This is a genomic window from Paenibacillus sp. FSL H8-0537 (assembly GCF_038051995.1).
In the GTDB taxonomy this organism is placed as follows: domain Bacteria; phylum Bacillota; class Bacilli; order Paenibacillales; family Paenibacillaceae; genus Pristimantibacillus.
Genome location: NZ_CP150290.1, coordinates 3776641 through 3802183, shown reverse-complemented (window position 1 = coordinate 3802183; position 25543 = coordinate 3776641). Strand labels below are relative to the sequence as shown.

22 protein-coding genes are annotated in these 25543 nt (G+C 49.6%); 18 read left to right on the top strand and 4 right to left on the bottom strand.

Features of this window, described 5'->3' with window-relative positions:
• Positions 1 to 15 precede the first annotated feature (15 nt).
• The 6 genes from MHB80_RS15925 to MHB80_RS15900 all read left to right on the top strand — a co-directional run bounded on the left by MHB80_RS15925 (position 16) and on the right by MHB80_RS15900 (position 6685).
• Positions 16 to 894 carry a tetratricopeptide repeat protein gene (locus MHB80_RS15925; protein ID WP_341277916.1) on the top strand — a complete coding sequence of 293 codons (879 nt, stop codon included), beginning with the start codon at positions 16 to 18 and terminating at the stop codon, positions 892 to 894.
• A gap of 148 nt (positions 895 to 1042) precedes the next feature.
• Positions 1043 to 2647, top strand: a complete 1605-nt coding sequence (locus tag MHB80_RS15920; RefSeq protein ID WP_341277915.1) for an AraC family transcriptional regulator — start codon at positions 1043 to 1045, stop codon at positions 2645 to 2647.
• A gap of 106 nt (positions 2648 to 2753) precedes the next feature.
• Positions 2754 to 3740 (top strand): ABC transporter substrate-binding protein, encoded by a 987-nt coding sequence (locus tag MHB80_RS15915; RefSeq protein ID WP_341277914.1) that lies wholly within the window; start codon positions 2754 to 2756, stop codon positions 3738 to 3740.
• 4 nt (positions 3741 to 3744) lie between these two features.
• The gene (locus MHB80_RS15910; RefSeq protein ID WP_341277913.1) at positions 3745 to 4545 is read left to right on the top strand and encodes a (2Fe-2S)-binding protein; all 801 of its coding nucleotides are present in this window, start codon (positions 3745 to 3747) and stop codon (positions 4543 to 4545) included.
• 421 nt (positions 4546 to 4966) lie between these two features.
• Positions 4967 to 5899 (top strand): hypothetical protein, encoded by a 933-nt coding sequence (locus MHB80_RS15905; protein WP_341277912.1) that lies wholly within the window; start codon positions 4967 to 4969, stop codon positions 5897 to 5899.
• A gap of 102 nt (positions 5900 to 6001) precedes the next feature.
• Positions 6002 to 6685, top strand: a complete 684-nt coding sequence (locus tag MHB80_RS15900) for an S-Ena type endospore appendage (RefSeq protein WP_341277911.1) — start codon at positions 6002 to 6004, stop codon at positions 6683 to 6685.
• 54 nt (positions 6686 to 6739) lie between these two features.
• Here the strand turns inward: MHB80_RS15900 and MHB80_RS15895 are convergent, their stop codons facing one another.
• Positions 6740 to 7081, bottom strand: a complete 342-nt coding sequence (locus tag MHB80_RS15895) for an S-Ena type endospore appendage (protein ID WP_341277910.1) — start codon at positions 7079 to 7081, stop codon at positions 6740 to 6742.
• 29 nt (positions 7082 to 7110) lie between these two features.
• Entirely contained in the window at positions 7111 to 7482 is a 372-nt protein-coding gene (locus tag MHB80_RS15890; RefSeq protein WP_341277909.1) for an S-Ena type endospore appendage, read from the bottom strand.
• A 280-nt stretch (positions 7483 to 7762) separates the two neighbouring features.
• On the opposite strand from MHB80_RS15890, the gene MHB80_RS15885 reads away from it, so the two are divergent.
• Entirely contained in the window at positions 7763 to 8320 is a 558-nt protein-coding gene (locus tag MHB80_RS15885) for a DUF309 domain-containing protein (protein ID WP_341277908.1), read from the top strand.
• Between the two features lie 96 nt (positions 8321 to 8416).
• On the opposite strand, the gene MHB80_RS15880 is transcribed toward MHB80_RS15885, so the two are convergent.
• Together MHB80_RS15880 and MHB80_RS15875 are read right to left on the bottom strand one after the other, a co-directional pair.
• Positions 8417 to 8992: a carbonic anhydrase gene (locus tag MHB80_RS15880; protein WP_341277907.1), complete on the bottom strand. Its 576-nt coding sequence runs from the start codon at positions 8990 to 8992 to the stop codon at positions 8417 to 8419.
• A 64-nt stretch (positions 8993 to 9056) separates the two neighbouring features.
• Positions 9057 to 9383 carry an iron-sulfur cluster biosynthesis family protein gene (locus tag MHB80_RS15875; RefSeq protein WP_341277906.1) on the bottom strand — a complete coding sequence of 109 codons (327 nt, stop codon included), beginning with the start codon at positions 9381 to 9383 and terminating at the stop codon, positions 9057 to 9059.
• 194 nt (positions 9384 to 9577) lie between these two features.
• Here MHB80_RS15875 and MHB80_RS15870 point away from each other — a divergent pair, with 194 nt between their 5' ends.
• The 11 genes from MHB80_RS15870 to hfq all read left to right on the top strand — a co-directional run bounded on the left by MHB80_RS15870 (position 9578) and on the right by hfq (position 25436).
• A complete protein-coding gene (locus MHB80_RS15870; RefSeq protein ID WP_341277905.1) occupies positions 9578 to 11092 on the top strand; it encodes a carboxypeptidase M32 in 1515 nt (504 codons plus the stop codon).
• Positions 11093 to 12252: 1160 nt separating this feature from the next.
• Positions 12253 to 13257 carry an ABC transporter substrate-binding protein gene (locus MHB80_RS15865; RefSeq protein WP_341277904.1) on the top strand — a complete coding sequence of 335 codons (1005 nt, stop codon included), beginning with the start codon at positions 12253 to 12255 and terminating at the stop codon, positions 13255 to 13257.
• A gap of 24 nt (positions 13258 to 13281) precedes the next feature.
• On the top strand, positions 13282 to 14094 hold the full coding sequence (locus tag MHB80_RS15860) for an ABC transporter ATP-binding protein (RefSeq protein ID WP_341277903.1): 813 nt from the start codon (positions 13282 to 13284) through the stop codon (positions 14092 to 14094).
• A gap of 112 nt (positions 14095 to 14206) precedes the next feature.
• Complete coding sequence (locus MHB80_RS15855; RefSeq protein WP_341282994.1) at positions 14207 to 14980, top strand: ABC transporter permease; 774 nt, start codon at positions 14207 to 14209, stop codon at positions 14978 to 14980.
• A 392-nt stretch (positions 14981 to 15372) separates the two neighbouring features.
• A complete protein-coding gene (locus MHB80_RS15850) occupies positions 15373 to 15936 on the top strand; it encodes an outer spore coat protein CotE (protein ID WP_341277902.1) in 564 nt (187 codons plus the stop codon).
• Positions 15937 to 16215: 279 nt separating this feature from the next.
• The gene (locus MHB80_RS15845) at positions 16216 to 17682 is read left to right on the top strand and encodes a hypothetical protein (RefSeq protein WP_341277901.1); all 1467 of its coding nucleotides are present in this window, start codon (positions 16216 to 16218) and stop codon (positions 17680 to 17682) included.
• 726 nt (positions 17683 to 18408) lie between these two features.
• The gene (gene mutS / locus MHB80_RS15840) at positions 18409 to 21210 is read left to right on the top strand and encodes a DNA mismatch repair protein MutS (RefSeq protein ID WP_341277900.1); all 2802 of its coding nucleotides are present in this window, start codon (positions 18409 to 18411) and stop codon (positions 21208 to 21210) included.
• 36 nt (positions 21211 to 21246) lie between these two features.
• Positions 21247 to 23406: a DNA mismatch repair endonuclease MutL gene (mutL, locus tag MHB80_RS15835; protein WP_341277899.1), complete on the top strand. Its 2160-nt coding sequence runs from the start codon at positions 21247 to 21249 to the stop codon at positions 23404 to 23406.
• Positions 23403 to 24194, top strand: coding sequence for a class I SAM-dependent methyltransferase (locus MHB80_RS15830; protein ID WP_341277898.1), 792 nt, complete (start codon positions 23403 to 23405; stop codon positions 24192 to 24194). Before mutL ends, MHB80_RS15830 begins: the two co-directional genes overlap by 4 nt.
• Entirely contained in the window at positions 24175 to 25197 is a 1023-nt protein-coding gene (gene miaA, locus MHB80_RS15825; RefSeq protein ID WP_341277897.1) for a tRNA (adenosine(37)-N6)-dimethylallyltransferase MiaA, read from the top strand. Before MHB80_RS15830 ends, miaA begins: the two co-directional genes overlap by 20 nt.
• Complete coding sequence (gene hfq / locus MHB80_RS15820) at positions 25194 to 25436, top strand: RNA chaperone Hfq (protein WP_056028072.1); 243 nt, start codon at positions 25194 to 25196, stop codon at positions 25434 to 25436. Before miaA ends, hfq begins: the two co-directional genes overlap by 4 nt.
• The last annotated feature ends 107 nt before the right edge of the window (positions 25437 to 25543 follow it).

Sequence of the window (25543 nt, the reverse complement as noted above, 5' to 3'; positions counted from 1 at the left end):
GGGCAGGGAGAAGCTTTGGCGGAAGAAAGAGATTTTGAGCAAAATACGTATGCTGCTGTATATCAATTGCTTGAGTGGAAGCGGTATAAGGAAGCTTTGGGGCAAGCAGAGCAGATTTTGCGCCATAACCCGGAAGATATAGATGCATTGGCACTTATAGCTCAAATTTATTTGCAAATGGAAGATTACGAAAAAAGCTTGTATTGGTCTGGTGAAGTGTTGAAGCGTGATCCGGACCATACGGTTGCTTGGTATGTACGCGTTGTCACCTTTTACGATACGGATGATGTGAAGGCCTTTTTCGAAGCGGCACATGAAGCTTTGCGAATTGAACCATACAGAGCTCATTACTACTTTTTGCTTGCTAGTCGAATGAACAAAATGGGGAAATTCAAGGAAGCGAAGGAGCATCTGCTGCAAGCGCTCCAGCTGAATGCGGAGTCGCCGCTTTATATGGCTGTGCTGAGCTATACGGAAGCGCTGCTGGGTCATTTTGAGGAATCGGAGCATTTGGACAGGCAGGCGATTCGGGCAGAGGCGGAAGAACCAGGTGTGCTGCTGCATCTCGCTTGGGCGGCAGGCCATCGGGGCGACTATACGCTGCAGGAAAAGTATATGCAAAGCGCCGTCAGGCTCAATCCAGAGGATAAGCAGTATCAGGATGAATATTTGAATGCCTTGCAAAACAGCAATAAGCTGTATCGTATCTTTTTAGCACCGATGAAGGTCATAAGGCGCATGAAACGCTGGCAGATTCTCGTTAGCTGGCTAGTGGCGGTGATCTTTTTTAAACCGCTCCTTATTGTGTTCATTGTACTGTATGTTTTAGCTCATTGGGCGACGAAGGGCATTGTGCATGTACGCGTTTTTGGATGGCGGCGTCGCGGTTCTTAAATGGTCCTTTTTGCAGCAAAAAAAATCTGAAGCGAGGCGATAAGCTGTTTCCGGTATTGCATCGGAGATGGCTTATTCGTCTATATTCCGACTGAATAGGCTGCAAAATTGAAGGCTCTAGGATGAAAGAAATGAAGGGAGGGTGGTCATGCACAATCTAGCAAACTTGATGAGGAGACTTATCTTTACTTCGATTCACTGCTTTTCTTTCCGGGGTCAAGCGGACGATCCATTAACCCCGAAATTAACTCCTAAAATGCTCCATACCTATGCCATAGGCTATGTAACCGCTGGCAAGGGTTTGCTGAAAATAAGCGGTCATGCCACTCCAGTCAAGTCAGGTGATTTATTTTTTCTACAGCCTGAAACGATGGTCGAAGGGTATTCTGATTCCAGGGATCCGATTCAATATTCATTGATTCTGTTTTCCTGTATGCATTTAAGCAAGCCGATAGAAGGCTGGTCGGTTAAGCGGCCCATTTTCCCATTGCAGGGGAAGCTTGCGTTAGTGGACGATCGTTCAGCCGTAGAGGGTTTAATCCAGCAATTGCTTGAGTTAAGTCGGCATTTCCGAGTACAGGAGAGGCATACGATCCATTATATTCTTTCAAAGCTGCTGCTGATGATGGGCAAAAGCAGGCCTGAGCAGCAGCAGACTGTAGGTATGGACCAGGTGCTGGCCTATATGAATGAAAATTACCAGAAGGATTTGCAGGTTAGCCAATTGGCGGAAATGGCAGGCTTCAGTCTGAATCATTTTACGAAAACGTTTAAAAATCAAATGGGCAGCACACCTACGGAATATCTTTTGCAACAACGGATTACAAAAGCAAAGCAATTATTGGTTTCCTCGATGAAAGCGAAGCGTGTAGCTGAGCAGGTCGGATACAAGGATGAGCATTATTTCAGCAGAGTTTTCAAAAAAGCCGAAGGCGTTGCCCCTACCTTATATATTAAAAATAAATGCCATCGCATTGCCGCGTTATATTATGGGCTGGATGACCATTTAATTACACTTGGATATGAGCCGGTTGCTGCGCTGTCCTATACGAATCGGGTTTCCTCGACCTGCACCATTCCGATGCTGAATGCGTACAGCCAGCAAAGCTCTATGCTCCAAGGCGGTCACACGAATTACGACAAGCTGCTGAGAACAAAGCCGGATCTGATACTGACAAGTGATCGCTTGGAGCGGGATGAGCTGCTGAATCAGATTGCGCCAACTGCGATGCTTAAGCATTCGAACAAATACGGACAGACGCTGGAGCAGCTTGCGGGCCTATTGGGCAGAGAGCAGCAGGCGGCAGCATGGATAAGCAGGTATGGCGAGAGAACGGAAAAGCTGAAGGAACGATTGAAGGCGCATTGGGGAGGACAGAGCGTTTATTTTATAAGGGTGAGCCAGAACTTTTATCGGGTATATGGAAAAAGCAATCAAACGGGCAGCCTTTTTTATGATGATCTGGGATTATCGCTTCCGGATCGGTTCCCTGCCCACGAATGGGCGCTCGATATCCAGCTAAACGACCTGCCATTATTTAATCCACAGCATATTTTTCTTATGGCTGACTCCACTAAAGGCTCGAAAATGCGCTTGCAGCATCTGCTTCAATCGGAAGAATGGCAATCACTTGATGCGGTACGTCGCCATCATGTTTATGACGCTAGTGATTTATTTTTCAAAGCGCTGGGTCCTTCCGGTAGGATGTGGGCGATGAACTATGCAGCATTAAAGCTCGGAATAATAGAGTGAAAAGATCCACCTTAATCGCATGGATTTATCCATGGTTATTGAAAGGGCCTTTCTTTATGATTAGTGATAATGATTATTATTACTATAAAGAGAGGGTTAAAAACAAATGAATAAGTATCGAATGATGTACCTTGTATTACTTTCTATGCTGCTGCTTGCGGTTACGGCTTGTGGTAAAGGAGAAGGTCAAGCGAGCGCACCCGAGCAAACGAATCAGCCTGTGAATCAACCAGTGGAAAACGCGACTCGTACCGTTACCCATCTGAAAGGGGAGGCGATCGTTCCTGCTAAAATCGACAAAATAGTCGTGCTTTCCGCTGCGTATATTGATCATCTGCTGACTATCGGTGAAAAACCAGTTGGTGTCAATGTGGAGACCCGTTATGGTGGAGACTATCTTCCTTATTTGGCAAGCGAGCTTGCAGGTGTACAGCTGGTAGGCTCTGCGGATAGTCCCAATTTGGAAGCGATTGTTCAGCTGGAGCCGGATGTCATTCTCATAGAGAGCCGGACTGCGGAAAATACGTATGATCAGCTGGCAAAGATCGCACCGACGATTGTGCTTGGAACGGAGTGGCTGGAGTATGACGATGATACGACCTACTGGACTGCAGATTTATTGAAAGTGGCCGAGCTGTACGACAAAGTGGATTTGGCTAAGGAGAAAATAGCCGAGCTTGATGAAAAGACCAGGCAAGCCAGCGAGAAGATACAGTCTATCGAAAATCTTAATCTTGCCTACTTAAGGGTCAGAGAGAAGAATTTGCAAATCTACGCGGAAAAAGGTCATCCTACCACTACGCTGTTGTACCATGATCTCGGCTTTTCAAAAACATCGTTGACGCCAGAGGAGCAGCGCGGCGAGCTGTCTTTAGAAGTGATTTCTGACCTCGACGCTGATTACATCGTGCTTGAAGTTGATCCTAATGGACAGAAAAATTTAAATAGCATGAAGGACAGCCCCTTCTGGAATAAGGTTTCTGCGGTGCAAAATAATGAGGTGTATGAAACAGACTCGTTTTGGCTGTTTAAAGGCTGGGGCGTCATTGGCCGTGGACAAATTATAGATGAAGTATTGAAAATGATGGAGTAAGCAGATGGAGGAGTATGCCCAGCAGGAACAGGCCGCTTGCTTTTTACAACAGAATTTTCGTATTTCCATAGGGGAATTGGAGAAGGAGGCCTATCCATTTTCTGCCGTAGAGCTTCTAGATCCTACCAGATGTTCTCACATTATGAGGCTCCAGTCCAGACAACTGGAAGATCCCGGCGATATCGTAGTGGGAACCTTGTTTGCAAAACGTTACGCCGTATTTTTTATGGGGCTGGTGTCTGCTGTTAGTTTATTTGATTGTAGACTTGCAATAGCGCCTGAAAGTGTGCGATTTCGAATAACGAGTCTTGCCGCAATGGAATATCAGGTAAGGACAGCGGCGCATCCATCACTGACCATTTTTGAGCTGGAACAGCGCAAAGTTGAGGTTGAAAATTGGACAGATCGTTTGCTGCAGCATACAGAAATGATTTTGGCGGCGGTATCCTCGCATACAGGTGCAAAGGTGAACATGATGTGGTCGCTCATTTCGAATTATGTTCAGAATAGCTATGTCCGTCTGGAGCAGAATGTGGATGTTTGGCGAACGGAACAGCGATGGCAGCTTATTTTGGCCGATCGGAGTATTTTGTTAGAACAAAGGAAGGGTAATCCGCTGGCTGTTTCATTTCGCGAATTTCATCATCCTCAATTTGAAGGGGCTCCAATTGTTTTACGCCGTTATTGCTGCTTGGCTTACCGGCTGAGGCGGGAGGGACAACAGGTGCATGGGTATTGCAGCACTTGCCCAAAAATCAGTGATGAGGAAAGGCTCGATCTATTGGGCTATGGTGCAAATAATTAGCGGTTAACGTATAGATTGGGTGTGCTTATATTGAGGCTCCTGCAGCGCAAGCTGCTGGGAGTTTCTTTTTTATTAAGGAGAAATTTTAAAGGCTTGTGAGATGAAAAGAGGGGGAAGTCAAAGAAGCCTGCTCGTGAGGGAGCCGGTTTCTTTGTGCTTTAAACTATTCTTATGAAGAAAAGGCATACGTACAAACCGTGTGCTTGAAAAATCCATTAACTAGTAGTAGAGAAGTAATGTCGAGGAATTGGTAAACAAAGCATGTTAGAGCGTTGGGTGAACGCTGACTTTCATATAACTCTCTTTATTAGCAGGGCAGGGCGAGAACAAATAGGTTTACTATTTTATCGTTAGCAATATTTTTATGATTCTAACGGTCTGAGGCAATAGGGAGAACCGCATAAAGGGAGTGGCTAGGCAGATGTATTTAAGCAGCTCGGGATATTGCAGCAATTGCCAAGGAGGTTCAAATAACCATTGTACTTGTGGCGGTCAGTTAAGCTGTAATGGAATACCCAGCAAGAAAGGCGTAACGGGGGCAACAGGGGCAACCGGTGCGACAGGAGGAACAGGAGCGACGGGAGGCACTGGAGCTACAGGTGAAACCGGGGTGACTGGAGGAACAGGAGCCACAGGAGCAACCGGGGCGACGGGTGGAACGGGAGCGACAGGTGGAACTGGGGCGACGGGTGGAACGGGAGCAACTGGTGGAACTGGGGCGACGGGTGGAACGGGAGCAACTGGTGGAACTGGGGCGACGGGTGGAACGGGAGCGACTGGGGCTACTGGGGCTACTGGGGCTACTGGGGCTACTGGAGCTACAGGAGCAACAGGTGGCACCGGCGCAACGGGGGCAACCGGTCCCAATTTTGCTACACAAGGATTTTCTGCATTTTTATCTAATATTGCGTTATCCGCAACTGGACAGCTTACAAACTGGTCGGTGGCGAATCCTTATTATGGACATCCGAATTTTAATGCCGTAACAGGGAATTTCACAATTCCGGCAACCGGAAGATACACGATTTTAGCGACTATAAATTATGCAACAACCGCTGCTCTGAGTGTCACACTTGGTGCAGGAATTAACCCATTTTTTGTTGTTCAAAGAACCTCTCCTACTGTGACTTCTTTAGTTGCAGGTCTGTTGCCTATACTAAATGTCAGCGTCGTGCTGGTGTTAACATTACGCGCTGTTCTCGGAAGTGGAGAAGTAACTTTAGCGGGCGAGGTTACGCTTACGGCAGGCGATGTAATTGGATTATTTTATAATGCGAATGGATTAACTATTGCACTTAACATTGGGAATGGGGCCACGAATGGCGTTGTTTGGTCCATGCACGAAATCACCTAAATCGTTTTTTGAAATAAATTCTCATCATGTATAACCATATGCGGAGGAGGAACATTTAATATAAGTGAGTGACTGAATTGTCGTTGTTGAAAGAGGGAGAATATGCTGAAAAAGGGACGTCGTTCAAGAAGAGAAGTCTTGCCAACGTTTATGATCGTTCTCAAAATGAATTCCTCCTGTATTCAGAAAATCAAACGCAAGCACAAACGCAAATTTAACTGCAAGGTAAAGAAAAGACGCTGTCGAAATCGCAGGCGAAAACGGAGAGTGCGTCCGGTTTTTTTAAACCGTCCCAAACGCTTCCGTAAAATACTATCCTTCCCAATTACATTCCCCACTGCACCTTGTTTAGATCCCGTGTACCCTGTGAATCCAGTAATTCCAGTGAATCCCGTGAACCCAATCAACCCAATCAACCCGGTAAAGCCTTGTAAAAATGCTAACGATATTGTCATTGAAAAAGAGTGCTGTGGTAATGTGCTCATTCAAGGTAAGCAGCCTGAATTTTTAATATGGGAGGCCGATGTCGACTCCCAAACAACGATTGCACAAATTAGCATTTTTTCTGATGCTGCGAGCACGGATGCTTTGAACGTAGACATAAACGGCGATGAGCTAAAGCGGATCATTGTATTGCCCGGAAATACATCTAATTTTATTGGGCAAGGTGTGAAATCAGTTAGATTATCAGTACAAGGCAATGATTTCACCTATGTGGAAGGGAAATATGTTATTTCAACCACCTTGCAATTATCTGCTGGCTCCTCCTCGCTGAACGGGCAATAAATAAGGTGGTTCTCCATCGAAATGGAAGAACCACCTTATTAAAACCTTTTTATTTTATAGGTTGTAACGTACAGTAATACAGAATTCGCCTTGTACAGCTGCGGTTGAAGTTAAGGAAATGGATTGAAATCGCGCTACAGTGAACGATGCGCTTCCTCCGACAGGAATAACGATCGTTTCAATGGGGGCAACAATTCCTGCAGCGAAAAAATTTACGGTTAGAGCACCCGTGCCTGTTTCATATTTCACAAAACCTGTACCGCTAATAATTTGAGGTATGTTATCTGAAAAAATAACTTGAGTACCTGCAGCAGCTAACTGCCAGTTGATACATACTTTATCTTGTACAATAATTTTGTCCGTACAACAACTAAGTGAAGGTGCAGTATCACACATATGCGTTTATACCTCCTGCGTCCTTTTTATTAAATAGGGTACCGGGTAGTAATACAAAACTCTCCTTGATAAGTGCCTGGAGATGCTGCCGGCAGTGTAATTTGGATAGCGCTGAAACGACGATAGGTAAATGCCATGCTTGTTCCAGGAGCAAGTGTAAAAGGAGTAGGGTTAATAGGGGTTCCGGTACTGTCAAGGAAATCAAAGGTGATATCAGCAGGACCGACGTCATATTGCAAATAACCAGTTCCTACAATATTTTGGTTAATATTATTCGTAAAAGTAACAACAAGGACATCAGCCGCTACAACTGTGCCACTCCAAGGCGTACATACTTTATCTTGAACGAAATTTTTATCTGAACAGCATGTAAGAGCAGATGCACTGTTACTACAAGCCATAGCGTAATACCTCCTAATGATAATTTCTAACTATTTAATGCAGGCAGAAGCTTGCTCGCTTGGACATATGCCTGATTTTCAAATATTAATTGAAATTAAGTATAGGTATTGTTGAGGGGAGATTGAAAAATCAAACCAAGAGGTTCGCCATAAAATGGTCGATAACGTCAATAAAGCGGTCAGCGTGGATGTAATATAAACAAGCTGTTGCTGCGAGTAAGTTGCACCGCTGCAGCGCAAAACGCTACAATGATTAGAAAGGCAGAAGGGGTAGATTGGTATGAGATATCCAGGTCATTATGTATCGTATTTAGTTGAGTTTCATGTAACGAGAGACTTTTTCGAATGCCATGAGCAGCTGGAAGAGTATTGGAAGGAGCATCCCGAAGATGAACGGGCGCTTATATGGGTAGGGCTGATCCAGCTGGCTGTTGGCCAATATCATGAGCGGCGGGGCAATCTTGCAGGTGCAGCAAAAATGTATGAGCAAGCGCTTGGCAAGCTGACTGTCGAATCACTGGACAGCCTCGGGCTAGATGGCGCTGTAGCTGTAATAGAACTGGAAGCTGCACTTTCAAGGTCAAAGCAGCTAGAAGATGCTACTTCGCCTGCTTATAAGGATATGAATCTCGTTATTGTCGATGCCCAGCTTCAATTGTTATGCGAGCAGCAATGCGCCGAGAGAGGAATGGCTCTGTCGCAGTGGGGATTGCCGAGTGATAAGACAGACGAAGCGCTTATCCATCGTCATATGTTGCGGGATCGCAGCGATGTCATTGCCGCGAGAGAAGAAGCGATTGCCGCGAGAAAAAAGAAGCCATCGACGCACAATCGTTGAACGGCTCTGCGAAAGCAGTGAACGGTTCAGCTTCCCTTTTGTGCGGGAATGGCTTCTTTATCAAATCAATAGATATTATGTAGGAAAGGCTTGCGGCTATTCTTGTTTCAGTCTGTCATAGCCGTTGACAATCAGATCGAGTTGTCCTGTTTCCGGCTCAATCGTCATGCCATGCACAGGAACATTAGGCGGAAGCAAGGGGTGATTGCGGATAATGCCTACGCTTTTCTCCACGCTTTCTTTCACATTGTCGAATCCGGTCAGCCAGCGCATGAAATTAAGCCCAGAGTGCCTTAGCGTTTCAACCGTCTGCTCGGGTACGCCGCGTTCCGTCATATGCTGAACGATGACCTCGGGATTAAGACCGGTCATGCCGCAGCCATGATGCCCGACGACAAATACTTCATCGGCTTGCAGCTCATAGATGGCGATTAAAACACTCCTCATAATATTGCCGAACGGCTGGGTGACGATGCCGCCAGCATTTTTGATAATTTTGGCGTCTCCATTGCGCAGGTTCATCGCTTTCGGCAGCATTTCGGTCAGCCGCGTATCCATGCAGGTGACGATGACCATTTTACGGTCGGGGAAACGGCTCGTTATGTACTGCACATAATCTTTGCGCTCGACAAAAGCTTTATTGTCGTTCATGATTTGGTTAACGTTGTTCATAGGCTCCTCCTATATCTGGTGTTGCAGGTTAATCTTAGTTAAAAGTTCATAAAATACAGTGTAGCTAGGCTGGAGCCGTCAGAAATCGCAAATTAAGGGAATAAATTTGTCCGTCGCTTTTCAAACTGAATGTTCCACGATCCGTATCGTAACCGATGCGCAGTTGAGGTTCAAAAAAAACTTCATGGCGGGGTTCATACAAAAAGGCGAAGGGTTGTCCTTGTGTTAATCGGTCGTCTGCACTAGATTCCTTTACAAGCTGTAGGGCGGGGACACCGCTGACGACGCAGCCGCAGCCTTCGGTATCATGCAGCAGCTTAAGCTGGTGAACGCCGTCTTCTAAATAGGGAGAAAGCTGCTCAACTGCGGATGGTGAAAAAGTTATAAACATAGGTGATGCCTCTCTTCCATATCAATTCGCACTTTAATGATGTTTAGATTAAAGTTGATTATACGTACAGTAATCGTTAAGATCAAGTTAAGATCAGATGAAAGATGAAGGAATGGTGTTATTCTTTGGCAGCAATTGCACATTTCATGTTGAAATAGGCTGATCTTTTATTTATTTGGAAAGGGTGATGAGAAATGACCGTACATAATTCGAAGGCGCTAGCTCCATTTCTAGAAACGGTGAAAAAATTGAAAGCTTACGGCGAGGCACTTGGCGTACTTTATTGGGATTTGCGCACCGGCGCTCCGCGCAAAGGGATGGATATGCGTTCAGAGGTCATCGGATCTTTGTCCGGCGACATGTTCAAGCTCTCCACATCGCCTGAATTAGGTGAATGGCTGAGTGAGCTGGAACAGCCAGAAACATTCAGTGGACTAAGCGAAATAGAGCGCAAGCTTGTAACCGATACAAGGGAAGAATACGATCGCAGCGTCAAAATTCCACCAAAGCTTTATGAAGAGCATGTCGTTATTTGCTCTCAGGCTGAATCCAAGTGGGAAGAAGCGAAGGCAGCGAACGATTACGAGGGCTTCCAGCCATATTTGGAAAAAGTAATCGACTACACGCAGCAGTTTATCGACCTCTGGGGACCGAAAGAAACCCGTTATGACACGCTGCTTGACCAATATGAGCCAGGCATGACCGTGAAGGAGCTGGATAAAGTGTTTGGCGGCTTGCGCGAGCAGTTGGTTCCACTCGCAGCAGCAATTGCTGCGTCCAAGCATCAGCCGGATACGTCCTTCCTGCGCCAAAACTATGATAAGCAAGCTCAAAAAGCATTCAGCCTGCGGATTTTAAAGCAGATGGGCTATGATTTTGAAGCGGGCAGGCTTGATGAAAGCGCGCATCCGTTTGCAACGGGACTCAACACAGGCGATGTGCGAATTACGACTCGTTATTTGGAAGACGATGTGACGAGCGCCTTGTTCGGCACCATTCATGAGGGCGGACATGCGCTGTATGAGCAAAATATTATGGCTGAGCTGGATGGAACGACGCTGAGCACGGGCACTTCAATGGGCATTCATGAATCGCAATCGCGTTTCTGGGAAAATGTCATTGGCCGCAGCAAACCGTTCTGGCAGCATAATTTTGCCGCTTTGCAGCAGCAGTTTCCGGGTCAGCTGGATGTGACGCTGGATCAATTTTATCGGGGCAATAATGTCGTTCAGCCGTCTCTTATTCGCATTGAAGCCGATGAGCTGACGTACAATCTTCATATTATTATCCGCTATGAAATCGAGAAAATGATATTTAATGAAGGTGCGAAGGCTGCAGATCTTCCAGCCATTTGGAATGAAAAATATAAGGAATATTTGGGTATTGAGCCGCCGACAAATGCAGAAGGCGTTCTGCAGGATGTGCACTGGTCAGGTGGCGCATTCGGCTATTTCCCGTCGTATTCTCTGGGCAACATGTATGCGGCGCAATTCGCCGATACGCTGGAGCGGGAGCTGCCGAACTTCTGGGAGCTTGTAAGTACAGGGGATCTGCTGCCGATTAAAGAATGGCTCAGCGAACGCATTTATAAATATGGCAAGCTCAGAACACCTTCTGAGTTGATCCAAAATGTAACCGGAAAGCCGCTGGACCCGCAATATTTGGTGAAATATTTGGAGAAGAAATATAGCGAGATTTATAAGCTGTAATAAGGAAATGGTTGTAAGTTGTAAGGAAAGATTGTAAGGAAAGCTTGCAAGGAAGGTTTGGTTAGTGGGGGAAGGGAGCTGCGACAGTGGCAGGAACCGACTCCCCACGCGAACCCCAAGCTGCCATGAAACCCCCGGGACGTTCGCACTCCGCGCCCAATAAGGGGAAATGCGGATTTTGGGTTAAATAATGGGACGGATAAGAGAGAGGGAAATGAGGTTCGCGAAAATGAGCCTTTTTTTCCTTGCTAGGTAAGGAGTGTTTGGGTGTGCTGTCGCTCCCCGTGCGGGAGCGTGGATTGAAACCAGTCTCCGGTAAAGGTGCCGACGAGGAAATCAACGTCGCTCCCCGTGCGGGAGCGTGGATTGAAACTGAGAATGAATGACGGCCACTAATCTAAATTAGTGTCGCTCCCCGTGCGGGAGTGTGGATTGAAATGTTTATTAACTTCTATAAAATGCAAATTTATTTTATTGTTTTCAAATGATGTGTATGCAAACGGAAGCTCTTCCTGCTGCACCTTGCTAAGTACGTATTCGAGGCCAATACCCTCTGACCATTCAAGGCTTAAGGAAGCACAGCCTACGATTGTTATTTAGAGCACAGTCACAGAGACCACTGTGGCTGAGAATATGTATTTTTGGAAACTTATTCCTTTTTTGAAGGACTGAGTTTCCGTTATTCTGCATTTCACTTCCATTTCGGGCCTTAAGCGGACAGAAGATCCGCTATTCCCTTCATAATACTCTCAAAATGACGATGGACAGCGCATTAGCGTCTCCTGAGTCCGCAGCCTGTGCCAAAACCAGTGATTCGGTTGAAATAGCGGCTGCTGTGTCCTCCAAGTCTATCTTTGTGTCTTTGTGTAGGGAGCAAAGCTCCAAAAAGAGCAGCATGAAGCTGCTTTTTGGTGAGTAGGCTCACATTTATGAGTTATGCCATTCTCAGCAGTAGAGGGAAGACGTTTGAACGCTGGCTTCTTTCGAGATCTAGCTTGCTAGCGTTTGCATACATGCCCTAGTAGAGCCGTTATTCCGCATCAGGTGGAATAACGGCTTTTTCATGCCCAAAAAGCGGCTAGCGGCAATCACCGCCGAGCGTGCGCACGCATAGGCTGGAGTACAACACGCAAGCTGTAAATAGCGGGAGGAGAAAAAGGATGAGGAGAAGATGGACAACGTTGCTGCTAGTTGTCACGCTGGCTGCAACCGCTGTGCTGGCAGGCTGCGGTGGGAAAAGTGAGAAAACAACGCTAAAAGTCGGCGAGGTCACGCGCTCCCTCTTTTATGCGCCACAATATGTAGCGCTGGAGAAGGGTTTTTTTGCTGAGGAAGGGCTGAATATTGAACTAACGACAACGGCTGGCGGGGACAAGACGATGACGGCGCTCCTGTCAGGCGTAATCGATGTGGCGCTTGTCGGCTCGGAGACGTCGATTTATGTGTATCAGCAGGGCGCGGATGACCCGATCATCAATTTTGGCCAATTGACGCAGACCGATGGTACGTTTCTCGTCGCTCGCGAGCCTGAGCCTAGCTTTGATTGGCAGTCGTTGAAAGGAAAAACTTTCCTTGGACAGCGGAAGGGCGGCATGCCGCAGATGGCTGGAGAATTTACGCTGAAAAAATTCGGAATTGACCCGCAGAAGGATTTGGAGCTGATCCAAAATGTCGATTTCGCCAATATTTCGGCAGCTTATGCTTCAGGAACAGGCGATTTTGTACAGCTTTTTGAGCCGACGGCGTCTATTTTTGAGAAAGAGGGCCGTGGCAAGGTTGTCGCTTCCTTCGGGGCGGAGAGCGGTCATTTACCTTATACCGTTTATATGGCGAAGCAAAGCTTTACAAACAAAAACAAGGGTGCGCTGCAATCTTTCACCAATGCGATTCATCGGGCGCAATTATGGGTGGCTGAAAATAATGCTGAAACCATTGCGGACGTTGTCATGCCTTATTTTGAAAATGTAGATCGCGGTATTTTGATAAGCTCAATCGATCGTTATAAGCAGCAAGGCTCTTTTGCGGATGACCCGATCATTGATCAGGAGGAATGGAATAATTTGCTGGACGTCATGACCTCGGCCGGCGAACTGAAGGCGCGAACCGAGCATGATGCCATCGTAAACACGGCCTTTGCGGAAGCTGCGATTGAAGCCGTGAAGTAACGATGGTTGCGAGGAGGAAAAACGATGGCGAATAGTGACCCCGCGCTTACGCTGCGGCAAGTGACTCATGTATATGTGAATGAGAAGGGCGCCTCGCTTGCTGTGGAGGATATGAACTTGACCGTTCAGCGCGGCGAGTTCGTCAGTCTGGTCGGCCCGAGTGGTTGCGGAAAAACGACGGTGCTCAGCATGCTGGCTGGCTTATTTTTGCCGACACGCGGCGAAGTGCTCCTGAACAATCGGCAGGTAGTAAAGCCGTCTACCCTTGTTGGTTATATGCTCCAGCAGGATTATTTGTTTCCATGGCGGACGATTTTGGATAATGCGACGCTAGGGCTGGAACTAACGGGGAAAAAGATGCATGCTGCGGTTGAAACCGTAGCCGATTTGCTGGCAGAACTCGGCTTGCCCGGAGCGGAAACCCGTTATCCGCATGAGCTGTCGGGCGGTATGAGGCAGCGTGTTGCCTTGGCGCGGACGCTGGCAACTGAGCCTGAAGTATTGCTGCTGGATGAGCCTTTTTCGGCGCTGGATTTGCACATCAAGCTTCAACTGGAGGATTTGGTACAGGAAACGCTGCGAAAGCTTGGAAAAACAGCGCTGCTTGTCACGCATGATTTATCTGAAGCTGTGGCGATGAGTGACCGCGTCATTGTACTGGCAGCAAATCCAGGGAGAATCCGCTGCGAGCTGACTATTCCGGATTCCATTCGGCAGGCATCGCCGATGAAAGCTCGACAGCTGCCGGAGTTTCAGCCGCTGTTCGATCAATTATGGGCAGAGCTGGATGCTGCCGAGAAGACCCTCTGGGAAGGGAGCGAAAGCAATGAAGGATGACGGGGAACATGCAGATAGAGAGCCAGAGCGAGTAGGGCAGGGACAGAAGCAATCTCCTTCTGATGTGAAAGAGGTCAGAGCAGAATGGCTAGACTGGCTGCATCGAGCTTATATGAAGCGGGCAAAAAGGACGACTGTGCTAGTAGGGGTTACACAGTTAATTATTTTAGTACTATTTATTGGACTATGGGAGGCCGCGGGACGAAATCGGTGGATTGATCCGCTGCTGTTCAGCTATCCAACGAAGATGTTCCATCAATTGTGGGGGACGATGTCGGACGGCTCAATCTGGCCGCATATCGGAGTTACCGTATCGGAAACGATTGTCGGCTTTGCGCTAGGCACACTACTGGGCACGCTGCTTGCTGCGCTGCTATGGTGGTTCCCTTTTGTATCGCGGGTTGCGGACCCTTATTTGGTCGTGCTGAACAGCATGCCGAAGGTCGCGCTGGGGCCAATATTTATCGTTTGTCTTGGCCCTGGCTTTCTCTCCATTGTAGCGGTCACTTTGTCAGTAACGGTTATTATTACGACTTTAAACATTTATAACCAGTTTCGCGAGGTGGACGCAGGCTATATTAAAGTTGTCCGGCTGTTCGGAGCGGGGCGGTCACAGCTTTTTCGCAGCGTAATTTTGCCAGCCTCGTTCCCGGTTATTATTTCGACACTGAAAGTGAATGTGGGTTTGGCATGGATCGGCGTTATTGTAGGCGAGTTTCTCGTTGCGAAGCTGGGGCTGGGCTACCTTATTATTTATGGCTTCCAAGTGTTCAACTTTACGCTTGTTCTTTCCAGTCTGCTAGTCATTGCGGCGGTTGCCACGGTTATGTACAAAGCCGTTTCTGCGCTGGAGCGCAAGCTGATGGCGGGCTGGCGTGAGCAATAGTACATTGTACGCAGTGATTTTTGTGTAAGCAAATTAGCTAGTGCGTGGTTGAAAAGAGGTACAAAAACAGGCTTTGGCATAATGGCCGGGGTGGCTTCATAACTATGAGTATAGTTCGATTTTAGCTGGCGCTTTCGTAATAGGAGCGGGAGCTGCAAGGGTGAAAAAAAGGATTTTGCGGCGAGCCTCCCGCAAGCTGCTCGTATATAGCGGCCAACTAAAGGCGGGGAAATGGGGAGCGAAGGTCTTGGGGAAACGTGGATTTACGTTTTGCAGCGGGTTTTGTGGGTGTTTTTTAAAACAATCTCTCTTTGTCTGCATTCGTTTTATCAACATTCGCCCACGTCCTGCATACACTTTAAGTGAATGATTGCATGGAGGAGGTTAAATCAATGGCTAATGCAGATAAACAGCTTCAGTACAGAGAAATTATCACCAAAGCTGTCTGCGGCAAAGGTCGTAAGTTTTCCACTGTAACCCATACCGTTACGCCGCCTCAACATCCGACCAGTATTTTGGGCGCATGGATTATCAACCATCAATATGAAGCGGTTCGTTCGGGCGATGGAATTGAGGTCATCGGTACTTACGACATTAACATCTGGTACTCGTACAGCAAAAACTCGCAAACCGAGGTTGCGAAGGAATCCGTTCATTATGTAGAAAATGTTCCGCTTTCGTTTGTCGATCCGAAGCATCGCGCTACAACCGTGGAAGTTTCAGCCGACGCGCTTCAGGAGCCGAATTGCATTGAAGCGAATGTTTCATCGAGCGGCTCCGGCGTTGTCATTCGGGTTGAACGCGAATTTTCGGTAGAGCTGGTTGCCGAGACGAAAGTGACGGTTGCTTGTATCCCTGGAGGTTTGGACGGCCTCGATGCCAAGGAATACGAGTACGGTCTCGACGATGAAGACTACGAAGATCTTGATCCGGATTTGCTCGACGACGAGCTTTAATCTGGCAGCCTGACGGCCGTATGGCTAGCGTGGATTGAATCTTCCCGGCAAGGAAGCTTAAATCCTCAACACGTCAGCTTAACGCCACTGTGCCTCGGCTTCTGTACGGTATGATATGCGGCAATGTCCGCAAACTTGAGGGCGAAAGCCCTCTTTTTGTTGATATTGAACATATTCGGGCGTATGCCCTGGGGCTGAAATGGAGAAGGGGGAGGTTTGGTCAGGAAATGGTGCTCATAAGTTAAGGGTGAGTAGGTTATGGCAGAAAGGAGCAATGAGATGGCGGCAGTGTGGTTGTGGAACAGCAGTACCGGGCGGTTGGAGCAGGCAGGTAAAGAGGCTGCTGCCGCTGGATCACCTCCGACAGCAAGCTTGCTTGATGAGGTTAAGCCTGGCGACGCGGTTATCGTGAGCAGCTGCGCTTTTGAGAAAAAGGAGGGGCTGCCTGCTTTGCCAAGCGGCATCTGGCTGCTGAATGAGGGCGAGCTCGGCTTTGCGGCGATGTCTGCCGCCGAGCAGCAGCAAAGGCTGCGCCGGGCAGGCCTGCTTCGGTGGCAGGAGCTGGGAGATAGCGACCGATTATATAGGGTCGCTATTGCGCATTTGGAGCCGATCGAGCTGCAGCGCCTCGATCGGTGGGGCAGGCCCGCAGCGGGGCAGCCGCTGCTGAGGGCGGAGCCAGGCGGCCATGCGGCAGCGCCATGGCCGCGGGATGCGGCTCTGCGGCGGGTCATCCGCGCCGCAGTCGCCGCTTTGTATGCACTCGGCCTCGATATGGGCGAGGCCGAGGTTGTGCTGGGCGCAGGCGGGCGAGCCGCCGTCCGCGCAGCGGGGGCTGTGCGCGATGCGAAGCTGCGCGCAGTGGGCTTGGCGCGAATGGCCGCCTGGTATGAGGCGGCCGCAGCGCCTTTGCCGGGAACGGCGCCCAAGCTGATGCTGGGCGCCGACCCGGAGTTTGCGCTGATGCGGCCGGATGGGCGAATTGTGCCGGCTTCGCGTTTCTTTGGCGATGGGGCCCAAGGGGCTGCGGGCAGCGATGCCATGCTTATTGGGCGACGGATCGTCTATCCCGTCGCCGAGCTGCGGCCCGAGCCGGCCGAAAGCCCGGCCGCGCTGGCCGCGAATCTCCGGCGGCTGCTGCTGCGTGCCGCCGAACGTATAAGCGACCCCAGCCTCTGCTGGGTCGCCGGAGCAATGCCCGTGCCGGGGCTGCCGCTCGGCGGGCACATTCATCTCAGCGGCACGCCGCTATCCAGCCGATTGCTGCGGCTGCTCGACAGCTACGCGGCGTTTCCGCTCGCTCTCGTCGAAGACCCGGCCGGCCGGGGCAGACGCCCCCGTTACGGCGCCCTTGGCGAATACCGCCAGCAGCCGCATGGCGGCTTCGAATACCGCACGCTGCCGAGCTGGCTCATCTCGCCAGCAGCGGCAAAAGCCGCGCTCGCGCTCGCGCTGCTATGCGCGCGCGAGACTAGAGCCCTCACAGACATACCGGCTCTTGACGAGCGGTATGTCGAAGCCTTCTACTCCGGCGACCGCACGGCGCTGGCCGGGTGCCTAGACCCGCTAGCCGCAGCTCTCGCGGCGACGCCAAGCTATGCGGCGCTTGCAGCCGACATCGAGCCTTTGCTCGATGCAGCGCGGCGCGGCATAATCTGGGATGAGCGGGCTGACATCCGCCACAAATGGCGCATCCCCATGCCAGCTCCTGCTTCTAACAGGTCGTCTAACAAAAAGACGACCTAATGTTTAGTCCGTAGTCCTTATTCTCTAATCTCTAATCTTTAGTCTTTAGTTTTTAGTTTTTAGTTTTTAGTTTTTAGTTTTTAGTCTTTAGTCTTTAGTCTTTAGTCTTTAGTCTTTAGTCTTTAGTCTTTAGTCTTTAGTCTTTAGTCTTTAGTCTTTAGTCTTTAGTCCTTAATCCTTAATCCTTAATCCTTAATCTTTAGTCTTTAGTCATTAATATTTAATGTCTATTGCATGCTTCATCTCAGTTCTATAATGGAAGCCAACGAAGCTGACATTATAACCAACCTACGCGCTAGCAGTTATCGCAGCGGCAAAGCGGGGAGCTCTTTTTTAACAAGTAAATCCTCCAAGCCTACGAGGGATATTCGTTTTTTTTTCAGATCGCCCTATTTTCCACACGTGTTCAACAATAGGGCTTCCCTGGGCTTTCAAAATGGCTTGTATACCAATCAAACAGGCCATTTCCCTCTTTTCTCCGCTTTACTTCCCGCTTTATTTCTCCCGTTACTTCTCCCTTTATTATGCAGACTCCCCCGGCTGTTCTCCCTTTATGCACACCCGGAAAAATAGACAAGTTGGCGCGGCAAGCCAACGCTTGATATAATAGTAGAAAGTTGCTTGATTAGAATTTCGGAGATTTGGCGGAATTTACGGCTCTGATGATACGATAAACCTAGATTGCGAACGCCCGCGTTCGCTTACAAAAATAAAGGAGGGGCAACAGTGGCAAGCTATACCCCGATGATTATGCAATACCTAGCGATTAAAGAAGAAGCGAAGGATGCGTTTCTTTTTTTTCGTCTGGGCGATTTCTATGAAATGTTTTTTGAAGATGCGATTGCGGCCTCGCGAGAGCTTGAAATTACACTAACCGGAAGAGAAGGGGGCGGCACTGAAAAAATTCCAATGTGCGGCGTACCCTATCATTCTGCGCAAAACTATATCGCAAGACTCGTTGAAAAAGGGTACAAGGTTGCCATTTGCGAGCAGGTCGAGGACCCAGCTGCTGCCAAGGGCGTCGTACGACGTGAAATTGTTCAGGTCATTACACCGGGAACGGTCATGGAGTCGAAGGCACTCTCCGATAAAACGAATAATTTTATTTCAGCCGTTGCCCTATTAAATGGGAAAGTATCGATCTCCTCCTGCGACTTATCCACGGGAGAGCTGTACGTTACTTCGTTCCCGCTCCAGATGGAAGCGCTGATTGATGAAATTAACGTCTATCAGCCCGCTGAAATTGTTGGTGATGAGGAATTGCTAGGCAAGCTTCAAGCTTCAAATGCTTTGAATCGCCCGATATTGCTGACGAAGCGCGAGCTCGTGCCGGAGCAAAAGCTGCTCGACCAGTTCGGCAAGCAGGAGCTTGTACAGCTGAATGAAGCATGCTTGCGCGCCGTGAACCTGCTGATTGGCTATTTGGATGATACGCAAAAACGTTCACTCGGTCATGTTCGCGCAATCCGCAGCTATGAGCCGGGTCAATATATGATTCTAGATCATTATACCCGCCGAAACCTGGAGCTGACTGAGACCGTGCGCGACCGCTCGAAGAAAGGCTCGCTGCTCTGGCTGCTCGACCGCAGCCAAACCTCAATGGGCGCAAGGCTGATGCGCCGCTGGATCGACAAGCCTCTGCTTTCGCGCACCGCGATCGAAGCAAGGCTGGAGGCCGTTGATACGTTGTATCGGAATTTGATTTTGCGCGATGATATTCGCTCTGAGCTGCACGATATTTATGATCTGGAGCGTTTGGTCGGCAGAGTGGCGTTTGGCAGTGCCAACGGACGCGACATGAATGCCCTCAAAACGTCCATTCAGCGCGTTCCTCAGCTAGTCCAGCTATGCAGAGACTCGGGATCGCAGCGGCTGGAGCAGCTGGTTGACGGACTGGATGATTGCACCGATTTGGCAGATATGATTGCGACGGTCGTCGTTGACGAGCCGCCAGTCTCGATTCGCGAAGGCGGACTTATTCGTGCTGGCTACGATGATTATTTGGATCAGCTTAAGGAAGCTAGCACTAATGGTAAAAAATGGCTCGCTGAGCTGGAGCGTGCGGAACGCGAAGCAACCGGCATTCGCTCGCTCAAAATCGGCTACAATAAAATATTCGGTTATTATCTCGAAGTTTCCAAAGCCAATCTCGCGATGCTGCCGGAAGGCCGCTATGAAAGAAAACAGACGCTTTCCAATGCTGAGCGATTCGTAACGCCTGAGCTGAAGGAGAAGGAGCGTCTTATTCTTGAGGCTGAGGAGAAAATGGTCGATCTCGAATATGAGCGGTTTCTAGAGCTGCGCGAGCATTTAGCAGGGCAGCTTCACCGTCTGCAGCTCCTTGCCGAGGTCATAGCAGAGCTTGACGTGTATCAGGCATTTGCGACGGTCAGCGCAGAGCGCAGATTTACCCGCCCATCGATTACCGATTCGTTCGATATGGTTATCGAAGAAGGCAGGCATCCTGTTGTTGAGGCCGTTATGGAAAATGGTGCAGCGTTCATCGCAAATGCGACGCAGCTTCATAAAGAAAGTAACACGATGCTGCTTATTACGGGGCCGAATATGGCAGGCAAAAGCACCTACATGCGCCAAGTCGCATTGATTGGCATTATGGCGCAAATCGGCTGCTTTGTTCCGGCAAAATCGGCACAAATTCCACTGACTGACCGGATTTTCACGCGGATTGGCGCGGCGGACGACCTGATTGGCGGACAAAGTACGTTCATGGTCGAGATGAAGGATATTCAAATTATGACCGAGAAGGCGACGGAAAGCAGCCTTGTCATTATTGACGAGCTGGGACGCGGCACATCTACGGGCGAAGGCATGGCCATTGCCCAAGCGGTTATTGAATATGTGCATCATCAAATTCGCTGTAAAGCGCTCGTATCGACCCATTTTCATGAGCTGTCGCATTTGGAGGATTCCTTGCCGCTGCTGACCAATGCTTGTATGGCGGTACAGGAAAGCGGCGATCATGTTACCTTTTTGCGTAAGCTGATACCTGGCGCAGCTGGAACGAGCTACGGCATTTATTGCGCGAAGCTGGCAGGCTTGCCAGAGTCCATTATTTCCCGCTCCTATGAGCTATTGGAAGTTTCGGAAGCAGTGGTTGAAACGAATGTGAGCAGCAAGGTGAGCACAGGTGCTGTTGCTGGAACAGAGAGTCAAACGGCTGATCAGCAAGCTCCTTATGTTGAATCAGAGAAGGAACAATTGTATGAAGCTATACAGTCTGGTGCTGCTTTATCCAATGCTACTGAACATGCCTATAACAGCAATTCCTCTGAAACAGATCATTCGGCCACCCAAGCATCGAATGCTGGCGTACGTGAAACTGCTGCGGCCATCCAGCTGTCCATTTGGGATGAGCCAGCTGCCGCGCAGGCTGATTCGGGCCGCCGTAAAGGAAATGCCAAATCCGAGCAGCTTGCTGATCAGCTGCGCAAGCTCGACCTATATAATATGACGCCGATGCAGGCGATGCAGTGGCTGGGTGATATGAAACGCAAAATGAACGACTAGAAGCGGCAAGTCCGCGTGGGAAGGAGGAGCATACAAATGGGTAAAATTCTCGTGCTGGACGAGCAGCTCGCGAATCAGATTGCCGCAGGCGAAGTGGTAGAAAGGCCTGCTTCGGTTATTAAGGAGCTGGTCGAAAATGCTGTCGATGCCGGCAGCTCCACAATCGACATCACAGTGGAAGAGGGCGGCTTAAACCTTATTCGTGTTATTGACAATGGCTCCGGCATTCCTGCCGAAGAAATTGAAACGGCATTCCAGCGCCATGCCACAAGCAAAATTGCCACGAGCAGCGACTTGTTCCGCATCGCAAGCCTAGGCTTTCGCGGCGAGGCGCTGCCAAGTATCGCGGCCGTTTCTCGGCTGGAATGCTTGTCTTCTACCGGACAGACCGGCTTAGGCCATAAGCTGTCCATCGAAGGCGGAACGATAACGGCCAGCATTCCGGCTGCTACTCCGCAAGGTACGGATATGACGGTGCGCGACTTGTTTTACAATACGCCTGCCCGGTTGAAATATATGAAGGCGGTGCAAACCGAGCTTGGACATATTTCAGATTATATTTACCGTATTGCGCTTGCGCATCCCGGCATCGCTTTTACACTTAAGCACAATGGCAATACGCTGCTGCGAACGCTTGGTACAGGCGACCGTCTGCAAGTAATCGCTGCTATTTACGGCTCGAATACGGCCAAGGCAATGATGGCAATACAAGGCGAAAGCCCGGATTATGAGCTGTTAGGCTATATTTCCAAGCCTGAGCTGACACGGTCGAATCGCAATGGCATAACCGTCATTGTGAATGGGCGGTATATTCGCAGCCATGCGGTTAATCAGGCGATGCTTCAGGCATATCATACGCTGCTGCCGATTAATCGTTTTCCGCTTGCGATTATTGAAATTGGCATGCATCCGAGCCTGCTTGATGTAAACGTACATCCCTCCAAAATGGAGGTTCGCTTCAGCAAGGAAGCAGAGCTGCGGACGCTCGTTGAGTCGGCTATACAGACTGCACTTGGCAAGGAGCGTCACATTCCAGGCCCGGATTCTATACATAACCAGAAAAGGTCCGGTCCGGTATTCGTTCAGGGAGCCATGTCCTTTCATCGTCCGGAGCCCAAAGCACCGTCTTCACCAGCGGGAGGCAGCAAAGGGGACAAGACGATTGCGCAAGCACCTTATTCCCCATTTGGACAAGGTGCTCCTAGAGAATTTGTGCCGAAGGATGCGGCGGAACGTTTGTACAAGCCTGCCCAGACTGGAAATGGTATGGCGCGCGAAGCAGGCGCAGCATGGGAGAACATTGCCTCTGAGGCAAAGCAGCCCCATGGACGTGTTGCGGCGAATCGTTCGCCGTCGCAAAGCCAAGACGCTCCGCTTCCAGCCGAGCCTTCCTGGATTCGTCAAGACGCGGCTAGCATGGCTAGCTCGCAGACTGTGGCAGACGGAAACGAGCCCGGCAACGGATTGGAAGGCATAGGGGCAGCAACTGCCGATTTAAGCAGTGAAGCTGCTGCCATTGTTAATCCGGCCTCCTTGCCCGACATGAATCTTGGACAAGGCAGCCAAGCGCCAGCTGCTCCAGAGCAGCCTTCAGCAGCGAATGAAGCGGGTTTTCCCGAGCTGCATTGGATTGGCCAGCTGCATGGCACGTATATAGTGGCACAGTCGGAGGAAGGACTGTATTTAATTGACCAGCATGCGGCGCATGAGCGAATCAATTATGAATATTATTATGCCAAGTTTGGCATGCCCGAGGCTGCAAGCCAGCAGCTGCTAGTGCCGCTTACGCTGGAGTTTACGCCGGGTGAGGCAGAGCAGTTGCGCGGCATGCTGCCGTTATTTAATGAAGCGGGCGTCGAGCTTGAGCCATTTGGCTCCCAAACGTTTCTTGTTCGAGCCTATCCGCAGTGGCTGCCGGATGGCGAGGAGAAGGACATTATTGAAGAAATGGCGGATCTGCTGCTCTCCGAGCGCAAATCGATAAATATTGCCAAGCTGCGCGAGAAGGCTGCTATTATGTGTTCTTGCAAAGCATCGATTAAAGCCAATGACAGGCTTACACGGGAAGAGGGCGAAGCGCTGCTCTTAAGGCTTGGAGCGTGCCATCAACCGTATACCTGTCCGCATGGACGCCCGATAGTCGTGCATATGTCCACCTATCAGCTTGAAAAAATGTTTAAGCGGGTGATGTCATGATCGTAACGACCGCCGATCGTCCGTCTGAGGCGACGGTAGCCAAGGCGAGAAGAATTGCAGGTGAACTCTCCGTTCCTTATCAGGCGAGGGGCAGAATGACGCTGCGGCAAATCGGCGCCGAGATGGCCGAGATTCGCCTGTTTGTTGTGACGGATCGCGAAGTCAGGTATTATGAAGGACAGACGGATACGCCGTTATTTTTTCACCCCAGCATGGCTTTTGTAAGAGTCAAGCGGCTTCGAAGGGGAGAAACAGATCCGCTCATCATGCTCTCCCGCTGCGAGGAAGGCGATACAGTTGTAGATTGTACAGCTGGACTTGCCTCTGATTCTCTCGTGTTCGCTTATGCGGCGGGCACATCCGGACAAGTTACCGCTATTGAAAGCGAGCAGGTGCTATGCGCCTTGGTGCGTGAAGGGCTTGCCGTCTATGAATCGGGGCTTGCTGATGTGGATGCGGCGATGCGCAGAATTCGCATGCTCAGCATGAACCATCTGGACTATTTGCGGCAGCTGCCAGATCAAAGCGTCGACGTTGTATATTTTGACCCGATGTTCCGGCAGCCGATTCATGAGTCGAGCTCGATTCAACCGCTGCGCCAATTGGTCAATGACAGCGCCTTGTCTGCCGAGGCAGTGGCCGAAGCGCTGCGAGTGGCGCGCAAAACCGTCGTGCTTAAGGAGCATCGCCATAGCGAGGAGTTTGCAAGACTCGGCTTTGAGCGGCGGCATTTACATTCTTCAAAAATTGCTTATGGAGTGATAGAGGTTGCCAGAACAAGAGAATAAGCGGGTAACCGCGCTGGGCAAAAAGCAGCCTTTGCTCGTATTAATTGGCCCTACGGCAGTAGGCAAAACCAATTTAAGCCTGGAGTTGGCCAAAGCTTGGCAGGCGGAAATCATCTCGGGCGATTCGATGCAGGTTTATCGCGGCATGGACATCGGAACAGCCAAGCTTCCTCTGGAAGAGCGCGAGGGCATCCCGCATCATTTAATTGATATTCGTGATCCGGATGACCCGTATTCGGTGGCAGACTTTCAGGCGGGCTGCGGAAGCAGTATTGAAGAGATTGCTGCTAGAGGGAAGCTGCCCTTCATCGTTGGCGGCACGGGCCTCTATGTGGAAGCTGTGTGCTATGGCTTTGAATTTTCAGAGAGCGGCTCTGATGAGGCCTTTCGCCAGGAGCAGGAGCAGTTCGCTTTAGCGCACGGCGCCGAGGCGCTGCATGGGAGACTCGCGCTCGTTGATCCGAAGTCCGCGGAGCGCCTGCATCCAAATGACCAAAGGCGCGTTATACGTGCGCTTGAAGTGTTTCATTTAACAGGCATCAAGCAATCTGAGCAGCTCGAGGGTCAGAAAAAAGAATCCCCGTACGAATTGTGTATCGTCGGGCTGACGATGGATCGGGCGGAGCTTTACCGCCGGATTGAGCTGAGGATTGACCAGATGCTGGAGCAGGGGCTGGTCGAGGAAGTGAAGGCGCTGCTTTCGCGCGGCGTTCCGCCTCATGCAGTAGCTATGCAGGGACTCGGCTATAAGGAAATAGCGTCATTTTTACGGGGAGAATGTACGCTTGAGGCTGCGGTAACTTTGCTTAAACGGGACACGAGACGCTTTGCCAAGCGCCAATTGTCATGGTTTCGTCACATGAAAGATATCGAATGGATCGATATGGGGGAAAATTTTCACAACAATTTACATCGGATTCATGGTATAATAGCAGGAAAGTTTCAAGTCCATCTTGAATATACTTCTAATCAATCATTAGTAGACGGAGGTAACGTCCAATGAACAAATCCATCAACATTCAAGATACGTTCTTGAACCAATTGCGTAAAGATAACATTCCTGTTACAGTTTTCCTGATGAACGGGTTCCAAATCCGGGGCGTTATTAAAGCGTTTGACAACTTCACCATTATTATTGATAGCGAAGGCCGTCAACAAATGGTGTACAAGCATGCCATTTCGACGTTTACTCCGCAGCGAAATGTATCTCTCATGCAGGACAACAGCAGCTCTGACTCGTAAGGCGCACGCCATTAGTGAAACTTTCTAATAGCGATCTGCGTTTAACTAGATAGCGGAAGGAAAGGGCAGCCCGCTTTAACAGGGGTTGTCCTTTTCATTCCGGGGGT

Bases quoted from the DNA above. Each gene is read 5' to 3' on its own strand.
- MHB80_RS15875 (WP_341277906.1), bottom strand. From the start codon at position 9,383: ATGTTTATAACTTTTTCACCATCCGCAGTTGAGCAGCTTTCTCCCTAT.
- MHB80_RS15895 (WP_341277910.1), bottom strand. From the start codon at position 7,081: ATGTGTGATACTGCACCTTCACTTAGTTGTTGTACGGACAAAATTATT.
- mutL (WP_341277899.1), top strand. From the start codon at position 21,247: ATGGGTAAAATTCTCGTGCTGGACGAGCAGCTCGCGAATCAGATTGCC.
- MHB80_RS15900 (WP_341277911.1), top strand. From the start codon at position 6,002: ATGCTGAAAAAGGGACGTCGTTCAAGAAGAGAAGTCTTGCCAACGTTT.
- hfq (WP_056028072.1), top strand. From the start codon at position 25,194: ATGAACAAATCCATCAACATTCAAGATACGTTCTTGAACCAATTGCGT.
- MHB80_RS15910 (WP_341277913.1), top strand. From the start codon at position 3,745: ATGGAGGAGTATGCCCAGCAGGAACAGGCCGCTTGCTTTTTACAACAG.
- MHB80_RS15850 (WP_341277902.1), top strand. From the start codon at position 15,373: ATGGCTAATGCAGATAAACAGCTTCAGTACAGAGAAATTATCACCAAA.
- MHB80_RS15880 (WP_341277907.1), bottom strand. From the start codon at position 8,992: ATGAACAACGTTAACCAAATCATGAACGACAATAAAGCTTTTGTCGAG.
- MHB80_RS15860 (WP_341277903.1), top strand. From the start codon at position 13,282: ATGGCGAATAGTGACCCCGCGCTTACGCTGCGGCAAGTGACTCATGTA.
- MHB80_RS15905 (WP_341277912.1), top strand. From the start codon at position 4,967: ATGTATTTAAGCAGCTCGGGATATTGCAGCAATTGCCAAGGAGGTTCA.
- MHB80_RS15855 (WP_341282994.1), top strand. From the start codon at position 14,207: ATGAAGCGGGCAAAAAGGACGACTGTGCTAGTAGGGGTTACACAGTTA.
- MHB80_RS15865 (WP_341277904.1), top strand. From the start codon at position 12,253: ATGAGGAGAAGATGGACAACGTTGCTGCTAGTTGTCACGCTGGCTGCA.
- MHB80_RS15915 (WP_341277914.1), top strand. From the start codon at position 2,754: ATGAATAAGTATCGAATGATGTACCTTGTATTACTTTCTATGCTGCTG.
- MHB80_RS15885 (WP_341277908.1), top strand. From the start codon at position 7,763: ATGAGATATCCAGGTCATTATGTATCGTATTTAGTTGAGTTTCATGTA.
- MHB80_RS15845 (WP_341277901.1), top strand. From the start codon at position 16,216: ATGGCGGCAGTGTGGTTGTGGAACAGCAGTACCGGGCGGTTGGAGCAG.
- MHB80_RS15870 (WP_341277905.1), top strand. From the start codon at position 9,578: ATGACCGTACATAATTCGAAGGCGCTAGCTCCATTTCTAGAAACGGTG.
- MHB80_RS15890 (WP_341277909.1), bottom strand. From the start codon at position 7,482: ATGGCTTGTAGTAACAGTGCATCTGCTCTTACATGCTGTTCAGATAAA.
- MHB80_RS15830 (WP_341277898.1), top strand. From the start codon at position 23,403: ATGATCGTAACGACCGCCGATCGTCCGTCTGAGGCGACGGTAGCCAAG.
- MHB80_RS15920 (WP_341277915.1), top strand. From the start codon at position 1,043: ATGCACAATCTAGCAAACTTGATGAGGAGACTTATCTTTACTTCGATT.